Origin of the sequence: Cryobacterium frigoriphilum, from assembly GCF_004403305.1 — a bacterium.
GTDB classification, from domain to species: domain Bacteria; phylum Actinomycetota; class Actinomycetes; order Actinomycetales; family Microbacteriaceae; genus Cryobacterium; species Cryobacterium frigoriphilum.
Genome location: NZ_SOHE01000004.1, coordinates 1 through 17,503, shown reverse-complemented (window position 1 = coordinate 17,503; position 17,503 = coordinate 1). Strand labels below are relative to the sequence as shown.

Genomic DNA, 17,503 nt, shown 5'->3' with positions numbered 1-17,503 from the left:
GGCTCGAGTCGAGCCCACTCGCTGTCAGATAAAACGGCAGTTCGCGACATGCGTCAACTGTGCCAGACGACCCCACGGATCATTAGGAGACACGCCCTAACCGGTTAAGCGCTGCGGGGCTTGCATCGGGTGTGAATCGGACGAGTGCGTAATGTCCACCCTCTGCCACCTCGTTTCACCATGCACTTCACATCGTGCACGTTGATCGACACGATCTGTAGACGGGCATCGTGGCAATGGCAACACCGAAAGTGGTAACGACCGTCCAGCTGGAAATGGCCAACGACAGCCCGACTCCGCTCCACGCATTTTTTGTATGCCCGATATTGCGCAATTACAAGGCCTACCCATTTCGCCGTCATTGGCCTTAGCTACAGTTGTGAGCTATCCGGGTAACGACTCTGCTGCGTTTGACCGGAGCGTAACGAGCTCGGAAGCTGTGCGAGTGATGCTCGATGAAACAGCGCACGGGAATGAGCTGGCGTTCAGCTGCCTGTTCGACGAGTTGGCAACGCAAACGTACACAGTCTCAATGCGAATATTGGGAAGCCGCGGGAAGGCCGACATAGCGACGCTGCAAACCTGGCTGTGGGTGTGGCAACACGCGGCGTCACTGAACCAGACACCATCCTCTGCCCGCGAGAAAATTCTGACCGTTGCCCTCAACATCAGCAGGTCTGTGAATTCGACAGAGTAGATCGATGACCGTGGGGCCAGTTCCGAAGGCACGTCCGTGCGACCAGCCCGCCACAAGCTTATTCTCGGCACTGCTGACCGCACAGAGTAGTCAGCGCGGTTGCTCACGCAGTCTTGCCGCTGCCAATCTGGGCAGACGCGGGACGGCAGTGACTCTATCCGCTGGGTGGCGGATGACTGGGGCTCGCGCCGTACCGACAGGGCCCGACAACGTCGGTGGAGGGCCCTGTCGGGCGTTCTATTTCGCGAGGAAAGCGAGTACGTGCCGGTTCCATTCGTCCTTGTGTGAAACGGTGAGACCGTGAGGGGCGTCTTCGATGAGGACGAGTTCGCTGCCGGCGATGGCCTCGTGCGTGCGTTTGCCGCTGACCTCGAACGGCACGATGAGGTCGGAGTCGCCGTGGATCACCAGGGTCGGGACGGCAATTTTCGTCAGGTCATCGCGGAAGTCCGTCGTCGCGAATGCGGCTGTGCAGTCGAGTGTGCCCTTCGCTGAAGCCACGAGGGCGATATCGAGGTTGTAGGCAATCTGCTCGGAACTGACCTTCGGCTTGTTGATCAGCGAGGGCTTCCCAGCCGTGAAGAACATCGTCAGGAATTCGTTCAAGAAAGCCGGTCGATCGCCGGTCAGGCCGTCGTGGAACCACTGGGCCAAGTCGGCGTCGACACCTCCGTCAGGGTTGTCAGCAGATTTCCACAGGTACGGCGGTACCGCGCTGGCGAAGACGAGTTTCGCGATGCGGTCGGTGCCGTAGGTACTGACGTAGCGGGCGAGCTCGCCACCACCCATCGAGAAACCGATGAGGGCAACCTCGCGCAGGTCGAGGGTGTCAAGAACGGACTTCAGGTCGGCAGCGAAGGTGTCGTAGTCGTACCCGTTCCAGGGCTGTGAGGACTGGCCGAACCCGCGCCGGTCGTACGTGACCACCCGGTACCCGGCCTCAACCAGTGCCGGCACCTGCCCCTCCCAGGACCTGCCGCTGAGGGGCCAACCATGAATGAGCACGACGGGTTTTCCGGCACCGACGTCGTCGTAATGCAGTTCAACGTCGGGATCGTTCTGGCCGGGGACTGTGATGACAGGCATGTTCACTCCTTGCAATCGGGATGGTTCCTGGGAGGAAATCGGGGTTGTGAATTCGAGATAACCGGGGTTCACTGGGAGGAAGCTGCACGCGGCATCACTGATCGGAATCGTCCCCCACCTTCGACAGAACCGATCGGGACTGAGGGCCCGGTCGTGCATTCTGCCAAAGCACTGACAGTCGACTCTGACGCGCCATCGTCTACGCGTTCCGGACCAGAATAAAGCTCATGAAAAGTATGACCCGTGCCTCGCTAGTTAGTAGAGCATTTGTAGAACTTGCCGACGCCTTGGTCGGCGAATATGACGTGCTCGATCTCTTGCGCACCCTCGTCGACCAATGCGTGGTGCTACTTGACGCCGAAGCAGCTGGCATCCTCTTAGCGGACCACAACGGTATTCTGCAGGTTCTCGCCTCCACGAGTGAGGAAAGTCAGATCGTCGAGGTCTTGCAGCGTGAGGCTGGAGCAGGTCCCTGCGTGGACGCGTACCGGTCCGGGAAGGTCGTGACGCTCAGCGACATTGCCACCGATGGAGGTCTGTACCCGGCTTTTCAGGCCTCAGCACTGTCCCAGGGTTTCCAATCCGTTCATGCCATTCCGATGCGTTTTCGTCCCCACACGATCGGGGCGCTGAATCTGTTTCGAACAGAGCAAGGCGTGTTGAGTGATGAAGACGCGACCATCGGTCAGGCCCTCGCAGACGTCGCAACGATCAGCCTTCTCCATGAACGCACGGCCCGAGAAAACGCTTCGGTGAACGAACAGCTTCAGCGTGCCCTCAACAGCCGAGTGTTCATCGAGCAGGCCAAGGGAGTCATCGCTGAACGCAATGGCATCAATATGGATGAAGCTTTCCAGCGGCTGCGCCAGCACGCCCGTTCGCGTCAGGAGCCCATGCACACCAGCGCCGAAAACGTGATCAGTAGCCTCGTCATGATCTAGGTCGGCTGTCCCCTTCACGCTCTGCATGAACCATATATTCATACAGGTCCCGGCTAAAGACCTGACCTGGTCTGGTCCGCTCGACCCTGCCGAGCCAGACCACGAAACCACCAAGCGCGGGAATAATACAGCCGTGAATAGGACCGTCTGTGATCGACCAACCCGACATCAGTTCCCCGTCGATTCGAAGCGTGATCGCTCGGGGGGTGCTGTCAACGCCCGGTTCTCCGATGGCCAGAGCAAGGTCATGAGCGAACGTGAGGAGCTGCGCGCGCAGCTCGTCCACGGCTTGTTGGTAGCCCCGACGGAGCACGGCGAAGCCCTTCATCGTGATGAGACATTCATCCGCCGCCACGCCTCCGGCACAGGGATCAGTCATTTCAAGTTTGGTTGTGACAGCGGTCCCCCCGCTCGAGTGTTTCCGGGGTGAAACGGAACCCAACCGAACACTAACGTTGTCGACGGAAGCCGCAAATCCTCCATAATTTCGCAGCGCTGCTAAGTGAGCAACCCGGTGTTCTGTTCGCTCAGCCTCCGTGTACCGCATAGCGCGGCGCTGGTTCATATCATGGCTCCTTGCGGGCTGACGGTTCCGTTGTTAGCGCCGACCCAAAACAGGGCCAATCGTGCCGCCGTTTGACACCGGGACCACTGTCTGTGTTTTTCTACTATGCCGTATCGGCGGCGGGCTGGTGGCCTTTCATCCGCTGCCCGGCGCCGATGAGACGGAGACCAGCAGTGTGGTGCACGTTTCGGGTGCTCTGAGCGATACGTCCAAGAATGCCATCGACATTACGCGCTCCGGGAACGAACCGAAACCTAGACAGTGGTCGGCCCAATTAGGCGCTTGGTGCGCGCCGTAGAATCATCGTCTCCGGCTTTGAGGAGGAGGTCGAGTGCTTCAGCGCCGGGCAGAACGCGGGTACCGCCATGTCCAGTATCGCGGCGTCTTTGTAGCCGAAGGACGCTGCCTCCGAAAGATGGAAGCGATTCTGGATGATTCGGTTGGGATGCTGCCCGTCGCACGGATCGCACGAACAGGGCACCCGGGTAAGGGCGAGGCGAGTAAGAGCCGGTAGCGCTCCAGTTGTGGGCAGAACCAGGAGGTGAACCGCAGTCGAGACCACCGATAGCTTCACGGTAAAGCTAAATTTTTGGCAGGGCTCGATAATCGAGCCTAGTGATCAGTGCACACGTCAGCTCAGTCCCCGATCAGCCTGAGGCCGTTGAACCAGCAGACCGCACGCAGCCAATCGTCATCGAGGCGCGGCTCTCGCTCACACAGACGCTCCAGCGCCTCGAGCTGATGGACGTAGGGGTACGGGATATTAGGGAAGTCGCTGCCCAGCACGACCCGATCGGGCAGGGCCACCAACCGTGGCAAAAGATCGGTCGGGAAGGGTGCGACGTCCTCGAAGAAGTCCGTGAACACCATCGTGGTGTCGAGGTGGACGTGCGGGTAACGCTCGGCCAGGGTCAGAAAATCTGCGTACTCTGGCCCGCCCAGGTGCGCGACCACGACGGTCAGATTCGGATGTCGACGCAGCACACCCTCCAGTGCGTCCGGACCGGTAAAACCGGTCTGGACAGGGGCGCTGCCCACGTGCACCACCACCGGAACGGCGGCATCTGCCAGCAGGCCCCACACCTCGTCCAGTACCGGTTCGCGAAGGTCGAACCCGCCTACTTGCGTGTGGATCTTGAACACCCGTGCGCCGCGTTCCAGCGCCGAGCGCACGTGGTCGAGGACGCCGTCCTCCGGGAAGAACGTCGCGCTGGGGACGCAATCGGGTTCTGCCGCCGACAAATCCAAAGCGAAGTCGGTGAGATCGGCCGCCATGCCGGGCCGATGCGCGTAGCTCAAAGCGGTGAAACGGCGCACCCCCATCTGCCGCAGGTGCGCCAAACGGCGCTCCTGGTTCCAGCGGTACTCGATCGGCCACGAGCGCCCGATCAACGGGCCGGCTTCATCGAAGTGCGCCCAGACCCGCCGCAACATACGCTCAGGCAGAAAATGGGTATGGATATCGATCACGCCGGGGAGTCCGAGTCGCTGCCACCAGGCAGTCACACCGGAATCGGCGAGTGGTTTCATGCAACCTCCGTCCGCTAGTTCAATAATCAGTGTGGCATCTCAACCGATGCAGCACCGCTGCCCGCGGTGCACGGCACAACTCGACGCTGATCGTCAGCGGGTGTTGGGCCAAGATTCACAGCTGACTGTCGTGATGGCCTGGGATCGGATCAGTCGATGAGGTACCTCTCAAGAAAATCTGCTGTGCGGGCGAAGGCGAGAGTATCGGACTCCGTCGTCAAAGCGGAGATGCTTCTGCTGGCGAAGGAACGTGCTGCCGTGAAATCGTCGAAGCGTTCCAGGGTCGTCCCGTCGGCGAGGAGTCGGGCGACAAACGATTCAGGGTCCGGACCGTTCACGCCCGCGAAATGTAGTTGGACAGGGCAGGGCAGCACCCCCAGCTCTTCGTCATTGAGCACAGCGTCATAAGCGACGACCGCGTCGAGAATCCCCGACTGGGCCAAGATAAGAGCGAGCCAGCCGCCCTCGGAAAAGCCCACCAACCCCGCTCGCGGCGCCCCGTTCGCGCGCCCGGAGCGAACAAGCCCCTCGATCATGCTCAGTGCGACGGAGGGGTTGAGCCGGGCGAAGAGAACAGCAGCATCCGCAGCATCCGTGGCATAAAGATCGGGAACGAGCACGTGAAAACCGCGCTGGGCCAGCGGAATACCGTAGTCTTCCAAGCTAGAAAACCGACCGTACCAGTCGTGCAGCAAGATAACCAACGGCTGGCCTGGCGTGCCGTATTCGAGGGTAGTTCCGCGGAATGGAATGCTGACAAGAGTCATGCTGACACCATAACGTCTCGCGCCTCAGGCTAGGTTCTGCCACTATCCGCCGCTGACGGCACCGTGTTCGATGACGATTGCTGGTCGATAGGCTGATGGTGTCTCTCCACTACGACGCTGCATCACCGATCGACGTCCCACGCCGGTGTGTTTCGCTACGCCGGACGAACAGCATCAGAAGTTGTGCCTTTGCCGACCGCAGCCGAAACTAGGTGCCGGGATCCGCCGATCCGTCAGGAGCAGGATCGGCCCCACCAAGATGAACGACATAGTCAGCTGCAGCCAGCCAGCGGTACCGCGTTCCGTCAGCCGCGAAATCGTTGGGTTCGCCCAACCAGATGCCGGGAATAATGCGACCAGCGGCGCTCCTCGGGTTAATGAGGACAGCAGGCAATTGGCCATGCCGGTTTGGACTCAACAAGATTTTCTGAGACCTCTTCATCACACTCTGTCTGACCAACGTAGCGAGCATATGACTCTCGAATTGCACGATGACCTCCAAACGACCGGGCAGGTGTGCACCGTTGTGGGACAGAACATATCGTTGCCCGCGGCCACACAATCAGGATGGCAGCCCACGGACCTCGCGACAACGTGCCAACCGAACAGACCCACCCCCGGAACGAGGTCGTTCTTTCATTTTCCTCGGCATGGACTGTGTCTCAGAGGAAACTACCCACCTGGCACCCGTTTTGACAGTTGCGCCGACTACGGTGGCTTCTATTATGGGAGCAACGAACCACCGAGCAGAACACCAGCCGGAGCATGTCCAATTGCCCGGCGGTGGAGGAGATTCAATGTCGAATCATCATCATGAACCATGCTCCGCCGAAGACCTCGAAGTGTGTGTCCTTTCAGACCACGAGTGGCGAGTAGCTGACCGTCGACAAGATGAACAATCACCCGAGAAAGTCCTCGGCTACATCAACCACAGCGGATCAACATTCGAAGTACTCAATATAGAAGCGCCCCGCCGACATCTCACATTCGGTCAGTTTCACACGGCGGTCGCATCGTTCGCTGTCACGTCCAATCACTGAGGACTACGTGTAGCCAGCCCTCAGCCTTCCGAACGGTACCAAGTTCCATGACCCCGACCGCGACCGCGACGCAATAAGGCACCCGGCACGCGGCACGCGCCCCATAACAAGGCCGATTGTCCCTTCACTCGAACAGTGGACGCGAGATTCCGAGGACTCAGTTGCCGTGCACCTCGATCGAAACTGGATGCCATTCGTTCCACGTCGCCAAGCGTGCGTCCCTACCGAGCACGGCACTTTCCAGTTCCGCGCTTACCGCGACCTCATCTCCGGCAGCGAACATCTCGCCGTCGTGTCCGGCACACCAACCGACGGCTGTTTCGTTCGTGTGCACTCCGAATGCCTGACCGGCGAAGTATTCAAATCTCAAAAATGTGAATGCGGCCCACAACTCGACTCCGCCCTCAACACAATCAACCACACATAGGGGCACCCCCCGCCAACGAGGCCGAGATCCCATCGGACTTTGCTCCATTCGAGGACGGGTGCGGTATCCGTCATCTGCGCCGCTTGAATGAACGGACCTATGGCGAAGTATCCTGTTCGTTGCCCCTCCTCGATTTGTTCAGCCGCCGAGACGCGGTCTGCCTTGGGCAAACTGCGATGTGCGCGCAGGGCGACTCGGCCAAGGCCGAGGAGAGGAAGCACGCCGCCAAGGACGATCAGGATGACGACGACGGTTACAGCATTCATACACCGAGGCTAATGCTCGAAAGTTCAGCGTCCACTCATGCTCGTCCGGTCTGAGCATCCTCTGATCCCTTGTGTACCGGCACAGACCTCGCCGCCCGTTCAGAGGTCTCCCGCCACCGCGTGGACGTTGAGCGGGACAATCCCGCTAGGGGGTTCCCCTTGCGGATCCATGACGAGGCGAAGGCGGGCAGGAATTGCAATAGAGTCGGCGCAGGACGGTCGTTGGATGTCTGGAAGCCAGCCACGATGCGGTCATGGGTGCAGGCGGTTTTCGAGTAACAGCTGGAGCAAACACTGACGTAACCCTATGTCTCGCCGAAGGCCCGTCGCCCGCACAACAGGCACGGGTGGACCCGTTCGTACTCCGTGGGCAGCTCGAGCATCCAGTCGGCGCGTGCGAGTGCGCGCAGTGCGGTCTCCTGTATAGGTTTCTCTACGTAGCGTCCCAGGAAAACGCACAGGTAGCCCGCGACCGCCGTGTCGGTGACGTCGGGTCGCGGGGTAAAAGTAGTCGAACGTTGGACATCGATTGAGATGTCGGCGCGAGTCCAAGTGATGGTGAGGGCAATTCAACGCGCAAGCGACGCGGCGAACTGGAGCAGCGCCGAGGCGGGAAAAAGTGCGGCGATGAGCGACTGCGTTGGAGCACCTCTCCTCTGCATTAGATTTGATGCATGGAGCGACTTCAGCCGCGTACAACGGTGACCACACCCGCTTCTGCCCTCGCGCTGGCGGTCGGTGCCGCGGCTTCCTTCGCTATAGGCGATGCAGTCGGAATCTTCACCAACGCCGCAGAAGACGTGTCCGTCCTCACCTGGCTGATGGGCTGGGTGCTGCTGGCTTGGGCCGCGATCATCGGTGGAGGATATGCCGTTCTGCTCTGTCTGCGGTCGCTTTCCCGACGTCCGGTATCCCCTGTGCAAGTAACACTTGCCGCCTCCGCGCTAGCCCTCATCGCGATTGTGCTGGCGACCCACCCGCTTTGGGGAACCGGTTCAGGCGTCAGCAGCTAAACAACGATTCACCAACAAACTATGCTGCAGTGAACGGCTCGAAGCGCTGCGCGTGGGCTACTGACACAGAGCTGCGACAGTGAATCCATCTGAGGCTGAATGAGGCCGTCAACCTTCTCCGCCAGCCCCAACATCGCAGTGACTCAGCTCCTCGCCGCCTTCTCCTCGGGCCCGGCGTTGATGTCCGCCACGGCGTGCACTCCCATCACAAGACCTCACCTCTCCGCAAATCGTTCCCCCACGGGAGCGGACCGCGAGCCGTCGGATGCCCGCTCTGGTGTCCCGGTCGGCGTTCCGCTTGCGGACGGACGTCGGGGGTCGGCGTGAACGCACTTAGGGTTGGGGGCATGTCGCTTGTACCTCACCAGTTCTGGCCGCCTTTCGGATTGCTGATCGAATGCGGGTCACTCTCTCTGTCTCCCGTTCGAGATTCCGATTTGCCGGCCCTTGCGGCACTCGCATACGAAGGGATCCACGATGCCGCTGCGATGCCATTTGATTTTCCCTGGACGGCGGGGACCCCCGACGAAGTTCGATTAAGGCTCTTACAGTTTCACTGGGGGCGACGTGCTGCCATGACGCCAGCATCGTGGCAGCTTGAATCCACAGTCCGATTTGAGGGGAAAATCGTTGGTTGTCAAGGGATTTCGACCAGTGACTATCTCGTGACGAGAACGGGCGAGACTGGATCGTGGCTCGGGGCAAAGTATCACGGACGGGGCATCGGCACGCTCATGCGCCAAACGCTTTGTGCATTTATGTTCGACCATCTGGATGCAGCTGAGGTCACGTCCGCAGCGTTCACCGACAACCCAGCCTCACTTGCTGTGTCAAGAAAAGTCGGCTACCAAAAGAACGGAGTGGTTCGGCGCCGGCGGCGCGAGGGTGAGATGGCTTTGCGTCAACAACTGACATTGACTACAGAAACGCTCAACAGATCCGACCAGGAGTTGCGCGTCAAGGGCGTGCCTCAGCTGCGTGAGTTCCTTGGGCTCGAATCGGTTTAGCCGCACGAATCACCTCAGGAAAAGGCGCCGCGCGTGCAGGTGCCCGGTAGACGTTCCCCATACGGGTAACTCGCTCAGCGAATCGACTTGAGGAATCACGCTTCAACGCGCCCGGTGGGCGTCCCTCTTGCGGACCCCTCACTCTCAGGCGTTGACCCCAAGGCGTTCCCTTTACGTGACGCTCTGTTCATCTGAGCCATGGCTAAGGCGGTTCAGCTATCCTCGCATCACAAGCAATGAATGGGGACGACATGGCTTCCACACGATCGATCAATACGGCAAGGCGATTGGTCGTTCTCAGTACCGCGCTCATGGTGAGTGCGGTTGTGTCCGGCTGCTCAGTCTCGGACGTGTGCCCCACGATCGGGTGGGACAACACTGTCACCGTCGAGCTCGAAGGCACAACATCTAACGTCAGCGTCGTTGAGTTGTGCGTCGACGGCGAATGTTCAGGCCCTGCCCCAAGTCAGCTATCACCAGACGAGTCCGTCGGGATCAATGAACACTCGTGGGAAATCTCGACAATAATGGCGACTCCAGAAAATGTCACTATTCGCGCACTCTCACCAAGCAAAGAAGTCCTCGCCGAGAGGGACGTGACACTCAACTGGGTCCGCGTGGGCGGCACTGAACAATGTGGCGGACCTGCCGAGACCGACCCCATCACCCTCACTATCGCATCCTGAATTCTCTGAGCGTCCCGACTTTGTGCGATCCCGCAAAGGGTTCCGCATACGGACATTTCGGCTCGCGAACGTGCGTACCTGTCCGGGGCCAGAAGCTCAATGGTGACTCTGTCAGGCTGTGTGGGTGATGGGGCCGTCACTTTTCGTTGCGGTAGCTCTCAGCTGTGGCGACGAGTGCCTCGTTCCATGGCGTGGCGGTGATGCCGAGCTCGCGCTTCGTCTCGGTCGAATCACTAACGAACGGCACCACGAATTGATAACTCGAGGCCCATACCTCGTGCGTCATCGGATTGACCACTCCAAGTACGCGCAGCAGCAACTGCGGATAACCGGAGACCTTGCCTCGGGTGCTGTAGTGCGCATTGAGTTGGCCAACGATTTCGGTGCGACTGACGGCGCTGCTTGGAACGTGCCAAATACGACCCCAGTCGCCCATGTGATCTGCCGCGGCGATGAGGGTTGTCACGATGTCGGGTAGATAACTCCAGCTGTGTGCGAGCTGCGGTTTACCCACCACATGCGCAGTTTTTGAGCGGAGGACCGCAGTGAAGAATGACTCGCCGAGGTGTGCGGGTCCGGGGACGCCCGGCCCGAAGTAGTCGCTGGCTCGCACTTCGACGGCGCGGATCTGGCCGGTGTTATGTGCGGCGCGCATCGTCGCCCATCCTGCCTGGCGAATCAGTCCTTTGGATTCGGTGGTCGTCTCCGGTGAGTGTTCGGTCATTGCACCGGTTGGTGATCCGTAAGGGTAGAGGTTGCCCATCACGACGATCTGAGCACCCGTGGCGGATGCTGCGGCAATTGCTGCCGCGTAGATCGGCGGCCATTGCGCGGCCCAGTCGGTGTAGGGCGGATTCGTGCAGAGAAAGATGGTCGAAGCATCCGTTGCAGCGTGAGCAAAGGCGGCCGGATCACTGGCATCCAGTACCAGGGCGGTCGTGCCGACGACGGTCGAGCCTGAGCGGGTCGCGACGGTCACCGTGTCGCCGCGCGCCGTAAGGCGTTCAGCGAGCGGACGGCCGATCAGGCCGGTTCCAACAACGAGGTGCTTCTTCATCGGGTCCAGTCGTTTTCGATGGTGAAGTCGTGCAGTTCACGCAAAGTCTGGCAGACGGACAGTGCAGGAATACCACTCCAGTGTTCCTGCAGTGGTATTCGACACACCGGTCACCGTTTCGACTAAAGTCGTCGATCACAATGGTGGCGAGCCGTTCGCGCACGTCGCCTGAGCGCTTGCGGTCCTCTGGCGGTAGGTCAAGCGTCCCGTAGGGGGTTCCGCTTGCGGGACGCCCCAGATGGAGGACAAGGTCTCGTCCGTGGTCGGCCGGAAACACCTACGTCTATTTCGTCAGTTTTATAGCGCGGTGTGATCGCCGTCACCCGGTGAAGGCTTGGGCGCACGAGTCATCCTGCGCTGTTTGCCCTGTGAGTCCGTCTACAGCTTGAGCGGTCGGCTGTGGAGTGGGGACGACGATTTCGCTCGGCACCGGCGTTGAGGTTTCGACCGGTACCGGTGCATCCGTTGTCGGTTCTGGTGTGGGCGTTGTTCCGGGGAGGGTGAACGGCTCGTCGGTGGCGAGTTTGGCGAACATTTCGGCGGCTACCGCTTCCACGGGAACGACCTTGCCAGGAAAGTCGGCGTCTCGGGTCGTGCCGGGATATTGCACGAACAGCAATCGGTTCAGGTCGATGTCTTGGAGGGACAGGGCCATTGACACCATGGTGTCGATATTAGCGAGGGACGTCGAGAGCTTAATATTGGTGGCCGCAGCGTTGGCGAGGTTGATGAGGGTCGGAACGTTCGTGAGTGTTCCGTTGCCCTGCACCGTGCGCATGAGTGAAGCCATATAGATCTGTTGCGAAGAGATTCGTGCCAGGTCGCTGCGGTCGCCGACGCCGTGGCGGCTACGCAGAAACGCCAGGGCGGTATCCCCGGCGACGACGCTCGTGCCCGAGGGCAGATACAGGCCTGCAGAGTCGTCGTTGACGGCCGCAGTCAGGCAGATGGGCACTCCGCCAACGGCGTCGCTCATCTGAACGACCCCGTCGAACGAGATAAGTCCGGCATACGGGATGGTCAGTCCAGTCAGCTCAGAGACGGTCTTGACCACACACGGTAGCCCGCCCCGGGACATGGCCTCATTGATGGGGCGTGCGGCCATCGCCGAAAACTCGGCACCGCTCTCGGCATCCGTGCACGTGGGGTGCGGCACGATGAGATCGCGGGGGATGCTCACGACAACAGCGTTACTGTGGTCTGCGGACACGTGCACGAGAATGTTTACATCGTTGAGGGTGCCGTCGCGTTCGCCATACGCCGCGCTTTGGGTTGCATCGTTGTCGATGCCGACCAGGAGAACGTTGAAACCATTTTCGTAGCTTTCGAGCTGTGGCACGGGCGCCGCCGCGTCGCCACCGGTGATGTCGATGGCATTGTCGTCGACCGTTTTGCTGAAGCTCCACACCGCAACAGCAGCCACGGCCGACGTGCTGACAACGGCAACGGTCAGCACAGCCGCCACCAGTTTGAGGGCGGTGGCATACGGATTCGATCGCTTTAATCGCCCATGACGTGCGATTCCAACCATCCGTTTGCTTCGCCTGCTCGCGTAAACCAAAAAGCCCCGTCCCTTGCGCCCGATCAATGACCGAACCATCTCTCATTATCACGACCGATCATGCGTTCCCTGTTGACGTTCCCCTATCGGGATTGCTCTGATGGCCCGCTATTCTGCAGCTCTCGCGCTTTCTAGGTCCGCACCAATGGCTGTGCGTTCATCCAAGACATCATCGTCTTGCTAGGACTGAGAAAAGAGGTACGCGGGTGCGACGATCTGGGTGACGGTGCTGGAATCGGAGACAGCCTTGGTAATGGCACCGTAGACCATTTCTATCCCGGCATCGTCAATGACCCCTGGGAACGATGTGGGGAGGTCGACCGCAACGGAGCGTGTTCCGAAAGCGTCATCGGTATGGATGCGGTTCGCGGGCTGATTTTCGGTGACGACGTCAAAATCATCTCCGACGCGTGTCAGATCGACCGCAGTGATGACCACATTCGCGTCTGTGATCGCTGACGTCGCCTGCACGCTGAACGCGGGCTGATACAAGCGTGCTTCGCCGGTGCGCAACACCTCGGCCGAGTACCGATTGACGACGATGTCGAACCCACCCCAGGAAGTTCCGTCAACTTCGGGATAGTGGTTGGTGCTGTCTTGGTGGCGCACTTCGGTCGGTTCCCCAAGGATACCGACAGCGGCAGCGACGGCGTCGTCGCCGTCTTCCGAATACTTCAGCGAGACGAGTACATCTCCACCCGCATCGACAATGTCCGTGCTCTCAGCACTAATGATGATGTCCGTGGGTGCGGAGGCCGACAACGATTCGGAGGGCACTGGCTCAGTTGGGTCAAGTTCCGTGGGTGATGCGGTCGCACAGGCTGAGAGCATCAAGCCCAAGACGACCGTGGAAATCAATGCGAATGTCTTACGAATGTGAGCCCCCAGAGAAGAATGCTGACATGCACGAAACGCCCAGCCAGAACTCAACGGTATCGCTCCAAGCACCTGAACGCAGATCCACCTCACGGAATGGGCGCGCGAGGCTGATCAGCAAGTTCCCTCGGGACGGAATTTGTCAAGGTGAATGAGGCCAGTGGGAGTTAGGCGGCTAGTTCTAGGCGATCATTTTCGGGGGGTTTGTCGGCTGGTTTGTTGATCCAGGCCGTCGTGGGAATGGACAGGATTTGTGGCGCTTGGGTGGTGCTGAATCGCTCAGGGAAGCGTGCGCGGGCCGCGTCCAACGTCGCTGCTCGTTCGATTGCTTTCGCTTCTGCGAGGCCGTAGTGGACGTCGGCTGGGGTGTTGAGGCCGATCCCGGAATGGCGGTGATCGTGGTTGTAGCCGTCGACGAACGAGGCCATGAACGTCTTCGCGTCGGCGAGGGAGCCGAAGCGTTCGGGGAACGTCGGGGCGAATTTGAGGGTCTTGAACCAGGCCTCGCTGTAGGGATTATCGTTGCTCACCCGCGGCCTGGAATGCGATTTGGTGACTTCCAGATCGGAGAGCAACGCCGCGACGGTCTTGGATGTCATCGACGTGCCGCGGTCCGCGTGAACGACCTGTGGAACGCCGTGAATGCCGAAGATTTCCTTCATCATCTCCACCGCCAGCTCGCCCGATTCTGAGGCGTGAACATACGCACCGACGATGTAGCGGGAGTAGATATCGATCATCACGTAGGCGTCGAAGTACTTCCCTTTGACCGGGCCGGCGAGTTTCGTGATGTCCTATGCCGACGTTGGGGCTATGCCGATGGTGGTTGTAATGGTGCTGGTCAGATGAGATTTTCGGGGTTGAGATGTCGGCATAGTTGATCTGCGGTCATGCTTCAGGCACAGAGTGTCTGGAGGTGAGAGCCGTGACGGAGAAATCGCCCACAGCTCGGCCGCATGTGGATCCGATTCCGCGCGTTCCGGTGGGGCCGTTGGCTCCAGCGGTGTTGGCCGAGTGTTCATCCTGGTTGTCTGAACAGGGGTACTCGCCAGGTTCAGCGGCTGGCATCGTGAACTTGCTTGTGCGGCTGAGCCTGTGGATGCAGGCGGAGGGCGCGGGCGCCGACCAGATCGGGCAGGCATTGCTTGACCGGTTCGTGGCTTCGGAGCGTTCGCGAGCCGTGGTGGCGGCCTCGGTGACCACGTGCATGGGCACGATGCGCAGGTTCTTGATCGCGGCGGGATTCTTCGCCGCGAGCGAGAACGAGGTGTGTGCGGTCACCGAAGTGCAGGCCGCAGTGACCGAGTGGCGCACGTGGATGCGGGACGACGGCGGGCTGCTCGAGAAAACCATCGACGCCCGCTGCCACTACGGGGCCGGACTCGTGGACGTGGTAGCGACGTCAGACGGCACTGTCGAGTGGTTCCGTCTGGGCGCACCGATCGTCAACGCTTACGTCGCTGAGCGGGGCCGCCCCTTCGGTGTCGTCACTCGTGCTCACATCGTCGATGCGGTTCGTTGCTTGCTGCGGTGGGCGTTGAGCACGGGGCGGATCAGGCGGGATCCGACAGCTGGGGTCCTGAAACCTCCGGGAACGAGACGGGCCCTGCCTCGCGGGGTCGGCGTGGACCAGGTCGCTGCACTGTTGAGCGTGTGCGACCCGGTCACCGCGATCGGCGCACGAGACCGGGCAGTGGTCACGATCCTCGTGCGGCTTGGCCTGCGCGCCGGCGAAGCCGCCCGCCTCACCCTCGACGACATCGATTGGACTGCAGGACAGCTCAAGGTCAGCGGGAAGGGCCGCGAGCACACGCTGCCGATCCCGGTCGACGTCGGCGAAGCATTGGAAGCGTGGTTGCGGGTGCGTCCCCGGGCACTCGATCGTGGGGTGTTCGTCCGCATGAAGGCACCGCGCAGGATGATGACACCCTCGGGGGTCTCGGGAAGCATCGCCCGGTTGTCGGATTTGGCGGGCGTCGACCGGATCTACGCCCACCGGCTACGGCATACCGCCGCGATGGACGTCCTGGCCGCCGGCGGCACCTTGACCGAGGCGAAGGAGCTGCTGGGCCACGTTTACACCGTGACCACGATGGCTTACGCGAAAGTCGATCTCGTATCCCTGCGTGTCCTGGTGGTCCCCTTCGGCCAGGTGCCGCGATGACGACGCTGCGTGAACGCCTGGAGGAGTATCTGGCGATGCGCCGAGCCCTGGGATTCCAATTGAACGACATCGAGCGGCAGGTCGGGTTGTTTTGCGGCTGGCTCGAGTCTCGAGGCCAGACGGCGACGTTCACCATCGACGATGCTGTCGCGTGGGCACGACTGAACCCTGACGCGCACCCGTCGTGGTGGGCGACACGCCTGTCGCTGGTGCGCCGATTCGCCGCATACCTCAACGCGAACGGTGTCGACGTCCCCGTCATCCCCAGTGGCTTACTGTCAGCGAAGAAACCCCGGGCAGTGCCCTACATTTACAGCCAAGGCGACGTCGATGCGTTGCTCGCTGCCTGCGCTGAGGAGTTAGCCGACGAGCGGGTCGCTGAGACCGTGCGCACCGTCATTGGCTTGCTCGCCGCAACAGGGCTGCGGATCAGCGAGGCGTTGAACCTTCGAATCGATGACATCGATCAGCGCAACGACGTGCTGGTGATCAAGGCGGCGAAATCAGACGAGCGGCTCGTTCCCGTGCACGCGTCGACGACGGCAGCGCTCAGGAAGTACATCGATCTCCCGGCAAGGACTGCCACCAGCCCTGACCCGCACGGCCCGGTCTTCGTGACTTCCCAGGGGACCGGATACCTCTACGTCTCCTTCTTCCCGCTGTTCAAAAGGGTTCGGGAGAGGGCCGGACTCACCCCGCGCGGCAGAGCACGGCCCCGGCTCCACGACCTGCGGCACACCTTCGCCACCGCGCACATGACCGCGGCCTACGCCCACGGCGGCGACCCCGAGAGGGTGCTGTCGTTGCTCGCAACCTGGCTTGGGCACTCCGATGCCGCCCACACCTACTGGTATCTGACCGCGACCGGCGAGCTGATGGCGTTGGCCGCCGGCATGCTCGACCCCGCTCCCACCGAAGGAGAATCATCATGAATGCCCTGGCCACGAGCCTGCAAACCTACTTCACGGCCTTCGCCCGCACCCAGCGTGACCTCTCCAGCAACACGATCGCCTCCTACCGCGACACCTGGAGGATGCTCCTCAAGCACCTGACCGCCACGCTCGGTGTTCCCACAGAAAGAGTCGATTTCGATACGCTCACCGCTACGAACGTCACTGGATTCCTCGACCACCTCGAACACGACCGCGGCAACAACGCCAAGACCCGCAACACCCGACTGACCGCGATCCGCGCCGTGCTCAGTCGCGCACTTCCCGACCACCCCGAGCATGCCGCCACGATCACGCAGGTCCTCGCGATCCCTCCCAAACGGGCCACCAGACCGGTCATCGAGTTCCTCACCGCTGAAGAAGTCGATGCCCTGCTCGCAGCTCCCGATCACCAGACTTGGACCGGGCGGCGCGACTACGCGTTACTGGCCATGGCAGTGCAGACCGGCCTTCGGATCAGTGAAATCTGCGCACTGACGCTCAACGACATTCACCTCGGCGCTGGGCCTCAAGTCACCTGCACCGGCAAAGGCCGTCGCCAGCGCTCCACCCCGTTGACCCGCACCACCGTGAACACCATGAAGCACTACCTCGCCGAACGGGCGGCCCGGCCCGGAACTGCGATGTTCTGCGGTCCTCATGGACAAGCGCTCTCCCGCGATGCACTCGAGCACCGCCTCGCCAAACATCTGGACACTGCGAGAACCACGTGCTCCAGCCTCGTCGGCAAGCACGTCACAATGCACACCCTTCGACACACCACGGCGATGAATCTCCTGGCCGGCGGGGTCGACATCGCCGTCATCGCGCTCTGGCTCGGTCACGCCGACACGCACAGCACCGACGCCTACCTCCACGCCGATATGGCGA

16 protein-coding genes and 1 pseudogene are annotated in these 17,503 nt (G+C 61.1%); 8 read left to right on the top strand and 9 right to left on the bottom strand.

Annotated elements, in window-relative coordinates:
* Positions 1–445 precede the first annotated feature (445 nt).
* Positions 446–697, top strand: a complete 252-nt coding sequence (locus E3T55_RS00615; protein WP_134517648.1) for a sigma-70 family RNA polymerase sigma factor — start codon at positions 446–448, stop codon at positions 695–697.
* Positions 698–934: 237 nt separating this feature from the next.
* On the opposite strand, the gene E3T55_RS00610 is transcribed toward E3T55_RS00615, so the two are convergent.
* Positions 935–1,783, bottom strand: coding sequence for an alpha/beta fold hydrolase (locus E3T55_RS00610; protein ID WP_134517647.1), 849 nt, complete (start codon positions 1,781–1,783; stop codon positions 935–937).
* A 227-nt stretch (positions 1,784–2,010) separates the two neighbouring features.
* Between E3T55_RS00610 and E3T55_RS00605 the strand changes: the two genes are divergently transcribed.
* Positions 2,011–2,724 carry a GAF and ANTAR domain-containing protein gene (locus E3T55_RS00605; protein ID WP_134517646.1) on the top strand — a complete coding sequence of 238 codons (714 nt, stop codon included), beginning with the start codon at positions 2,011–2,013 and terminating at the stop codon, positions 2,722–2,724.
* Here the strand turns inward: E3T55_RS00605 and E3T55_RS00600 are convergent.
* From E3T55_RS00600 to E3T55_RS00590, 3 genes are all read right to left on the bottom strand, one after another.
* Positions 2,714–3,103 (bottom strand): hypothetical protein, encoded by a 390-nt coding sequence (locus E3T55_RS00600; RefSeq protein WP_134517645.1) that lies wholly within the window; start codon positions 3,101–3,103, stop codon positions 2,714–2,716. The genes E3T55_RS00605 and E3T55_RS00600 overlap by 11 nt on opposite strands.
* 822 nt (positions 3,104–3,925) lie before the next feature.
* Positions 3,926–4,819: an amidohydrolase family protein gene (locus E3T55_RS00595; RefSeq protein WP_134517644.1), complete on the bottom strand. Its 894-nt coding sequence runs from the start codon at positions 4,817–4,819 to the stop codon at positions 3,926–3,928.
* A 149-nt stretch (positions 4,820–4,968) separates the two neighbouring features.
* Entirely contained in the window at positions 4,969–5,586 is a 618-nt protein-coding gene (locus tag E3T55_RS00590) for a dienelactone hydrolase family protein (RefSeq protein WP_134517643.1), read from the bottom strand.
* 1,227 nt (positions 5,587–6,813) lie between these two features.
* Between E3T55_RS00590 and E3T55_RS00585 the strand changes: the two genes are divergently transcribed.
* Positions 6,814–7,053 carry a hypothetical protein gene (locus E3T55_RS00585; RefSeq protein WP_134517649.1) on the top strand — a complete coding sequence of 80 codons (240 nt, stop codon included), beginning with the start codon at positions 6,814–6,816 and terminating at the stop codon, positions 7,051–7,053.
* Here E3T55_RS00585 and E3T55_RS20120 read toward each other — a convergent pair.
* Positions 6,993–7,319: a hypothetical protein gene (locus tag E3T55_RS20120; protein ID WP_166791629.1), complete on the bottom strand. Its 327-nt coding sequence runs from the start codon at positions 7,317–7,319 to the stop codon at positions 6,993–6,995. The two genes, E3T55_RS00585 and E3T55_RS20120, sit on opposite strands and share 61 nt — an antisense overlap.
* A gap of 674 nt (positions 7,320–7,993) precedes the next feature.
* On the opposite strand from E3T55_RS20120, the gene E3T55_RS00580 reads away from it, so the two are divergent.
* Positions 7,994–8,332, top strand: coding sequence for a hypothetical protein (locus E3T55_RS00580; RefSeq protein ID WP_134517642.1), 339 nt, complete (start codon positions 7,994–7,996; stop codon positions 8,330–8,332).
* 347 nt (positions 8,333–8,679) lie between these two features.
* The gene (locus E3T55_RS00575) at positions 8,680–9,339 is read left to right on the top strand and encodes a GNAT family N-acetyltransferase (RefSeq protein ID WP_134517641.1); all 660 of its coding nucleotides are present in this window, start codon (positions 8,680–8,682) and stop codon (positions 9,337–9,339) included.
* Between the two features lie 822 nt (positions 9,340–10,161).
* On the opposite strand, the gene E3T55_RS00570 is transcribed toward E3T55_RS00575, so the two are convergent.
* The 4 genes and pseudogenes from E3T55_RS00570 to E3T55_RS00555 form a co-directional block, all read right to left on the bottom strand.
* Positions 10,162–11,082, bottom strand: a complete 921-nt coding sequence (locus E3T55_RS00570) for an NAD-dependent epimerase/dehydratase family protein (protein ID WP_134517640.1) — start codon at positions 11,080–11,082, stop codon at positions 10,162–10,164.
* 319 nt (positions 11,083–11,401) lie between these two features.
* Positions 11,402–12,538 carry an LCP family protein gene (locus E3T55_RS00565; RefSeq protein ID WP_241992760.1) on the bottom strand — a complete coding sequence of 379 codons (1,137 nt, stop codon included), beginning with the start codon at positions 12,536–12,538 and terminating at the stop codon, positions 11,402–11,404.
* Between the two features lie 285 nt (positions 12,539–12,823).
* Positions 12,824–13,420, bottom strand: a complete 597-nt coding sequence (locus E3T55_RS00560; RefSeq protein ID WP_134517638.1) for a hypothetical protein — start codon at positions 13,418–13,420, stop codon at positions 12,824–12,826.
* 266 nt (positions 13,421–13,686) lie between these two features.
* Positions 13,687–14,313: pseudogene (locus E3T55_RS00555) on the bottom strand (transposase); the annotation flags it as partial.
* A gap of 275 nt (positions 14,314–14,588) precedes the next feature.
* On the opposite strand from E3T55_RS00555, the gene E3T55_RS00550 reads away from it, so the two are divergent.
* From E3T55_RS00550 to E3T55_RS00540, 3 genes are all read left to right on the top strand, one after another.
* Positions 14,589–15,683 carry a tyrosine-type recombinase/integrase gene (locus E3T55_RS00550; protein WP_198418479.1) on the top strand — a complete coding sequence of 365 codons (1,095 nt, stop codon included), beginning with the start codon at positions 14,589–14,591 and terminating at the stop codon, positions 15,681–15,683.
* Positions 15,680–16,615 carry a tyrosine-type recombinase/integrase gene (locus E3T55_RS00545; RefSeq protein WP_134517636.1) on the top strand — a complete coding sequence of 312 codons (936 nt, stop codon included), beginning with the start codon at positions 15,680–15,682 and terminating at the stop codon, positions 16,613–16,615. Before E3T55_RS00550 ends, E3T55_RS00545 begins: the two co-directional genes overlap by 4 nt.
* The coding region (locus tag E3T55_RS00540) for a tyrosine-type recombinase/integrase (protein ID WP_134517635.1) at positions 16,612–17,503 on the top strand (892 nt) is incomplete at its 3' end. The genes E3T55_RS00545 and E3T55_RS00540, both read left to right, overlap by 4 nt.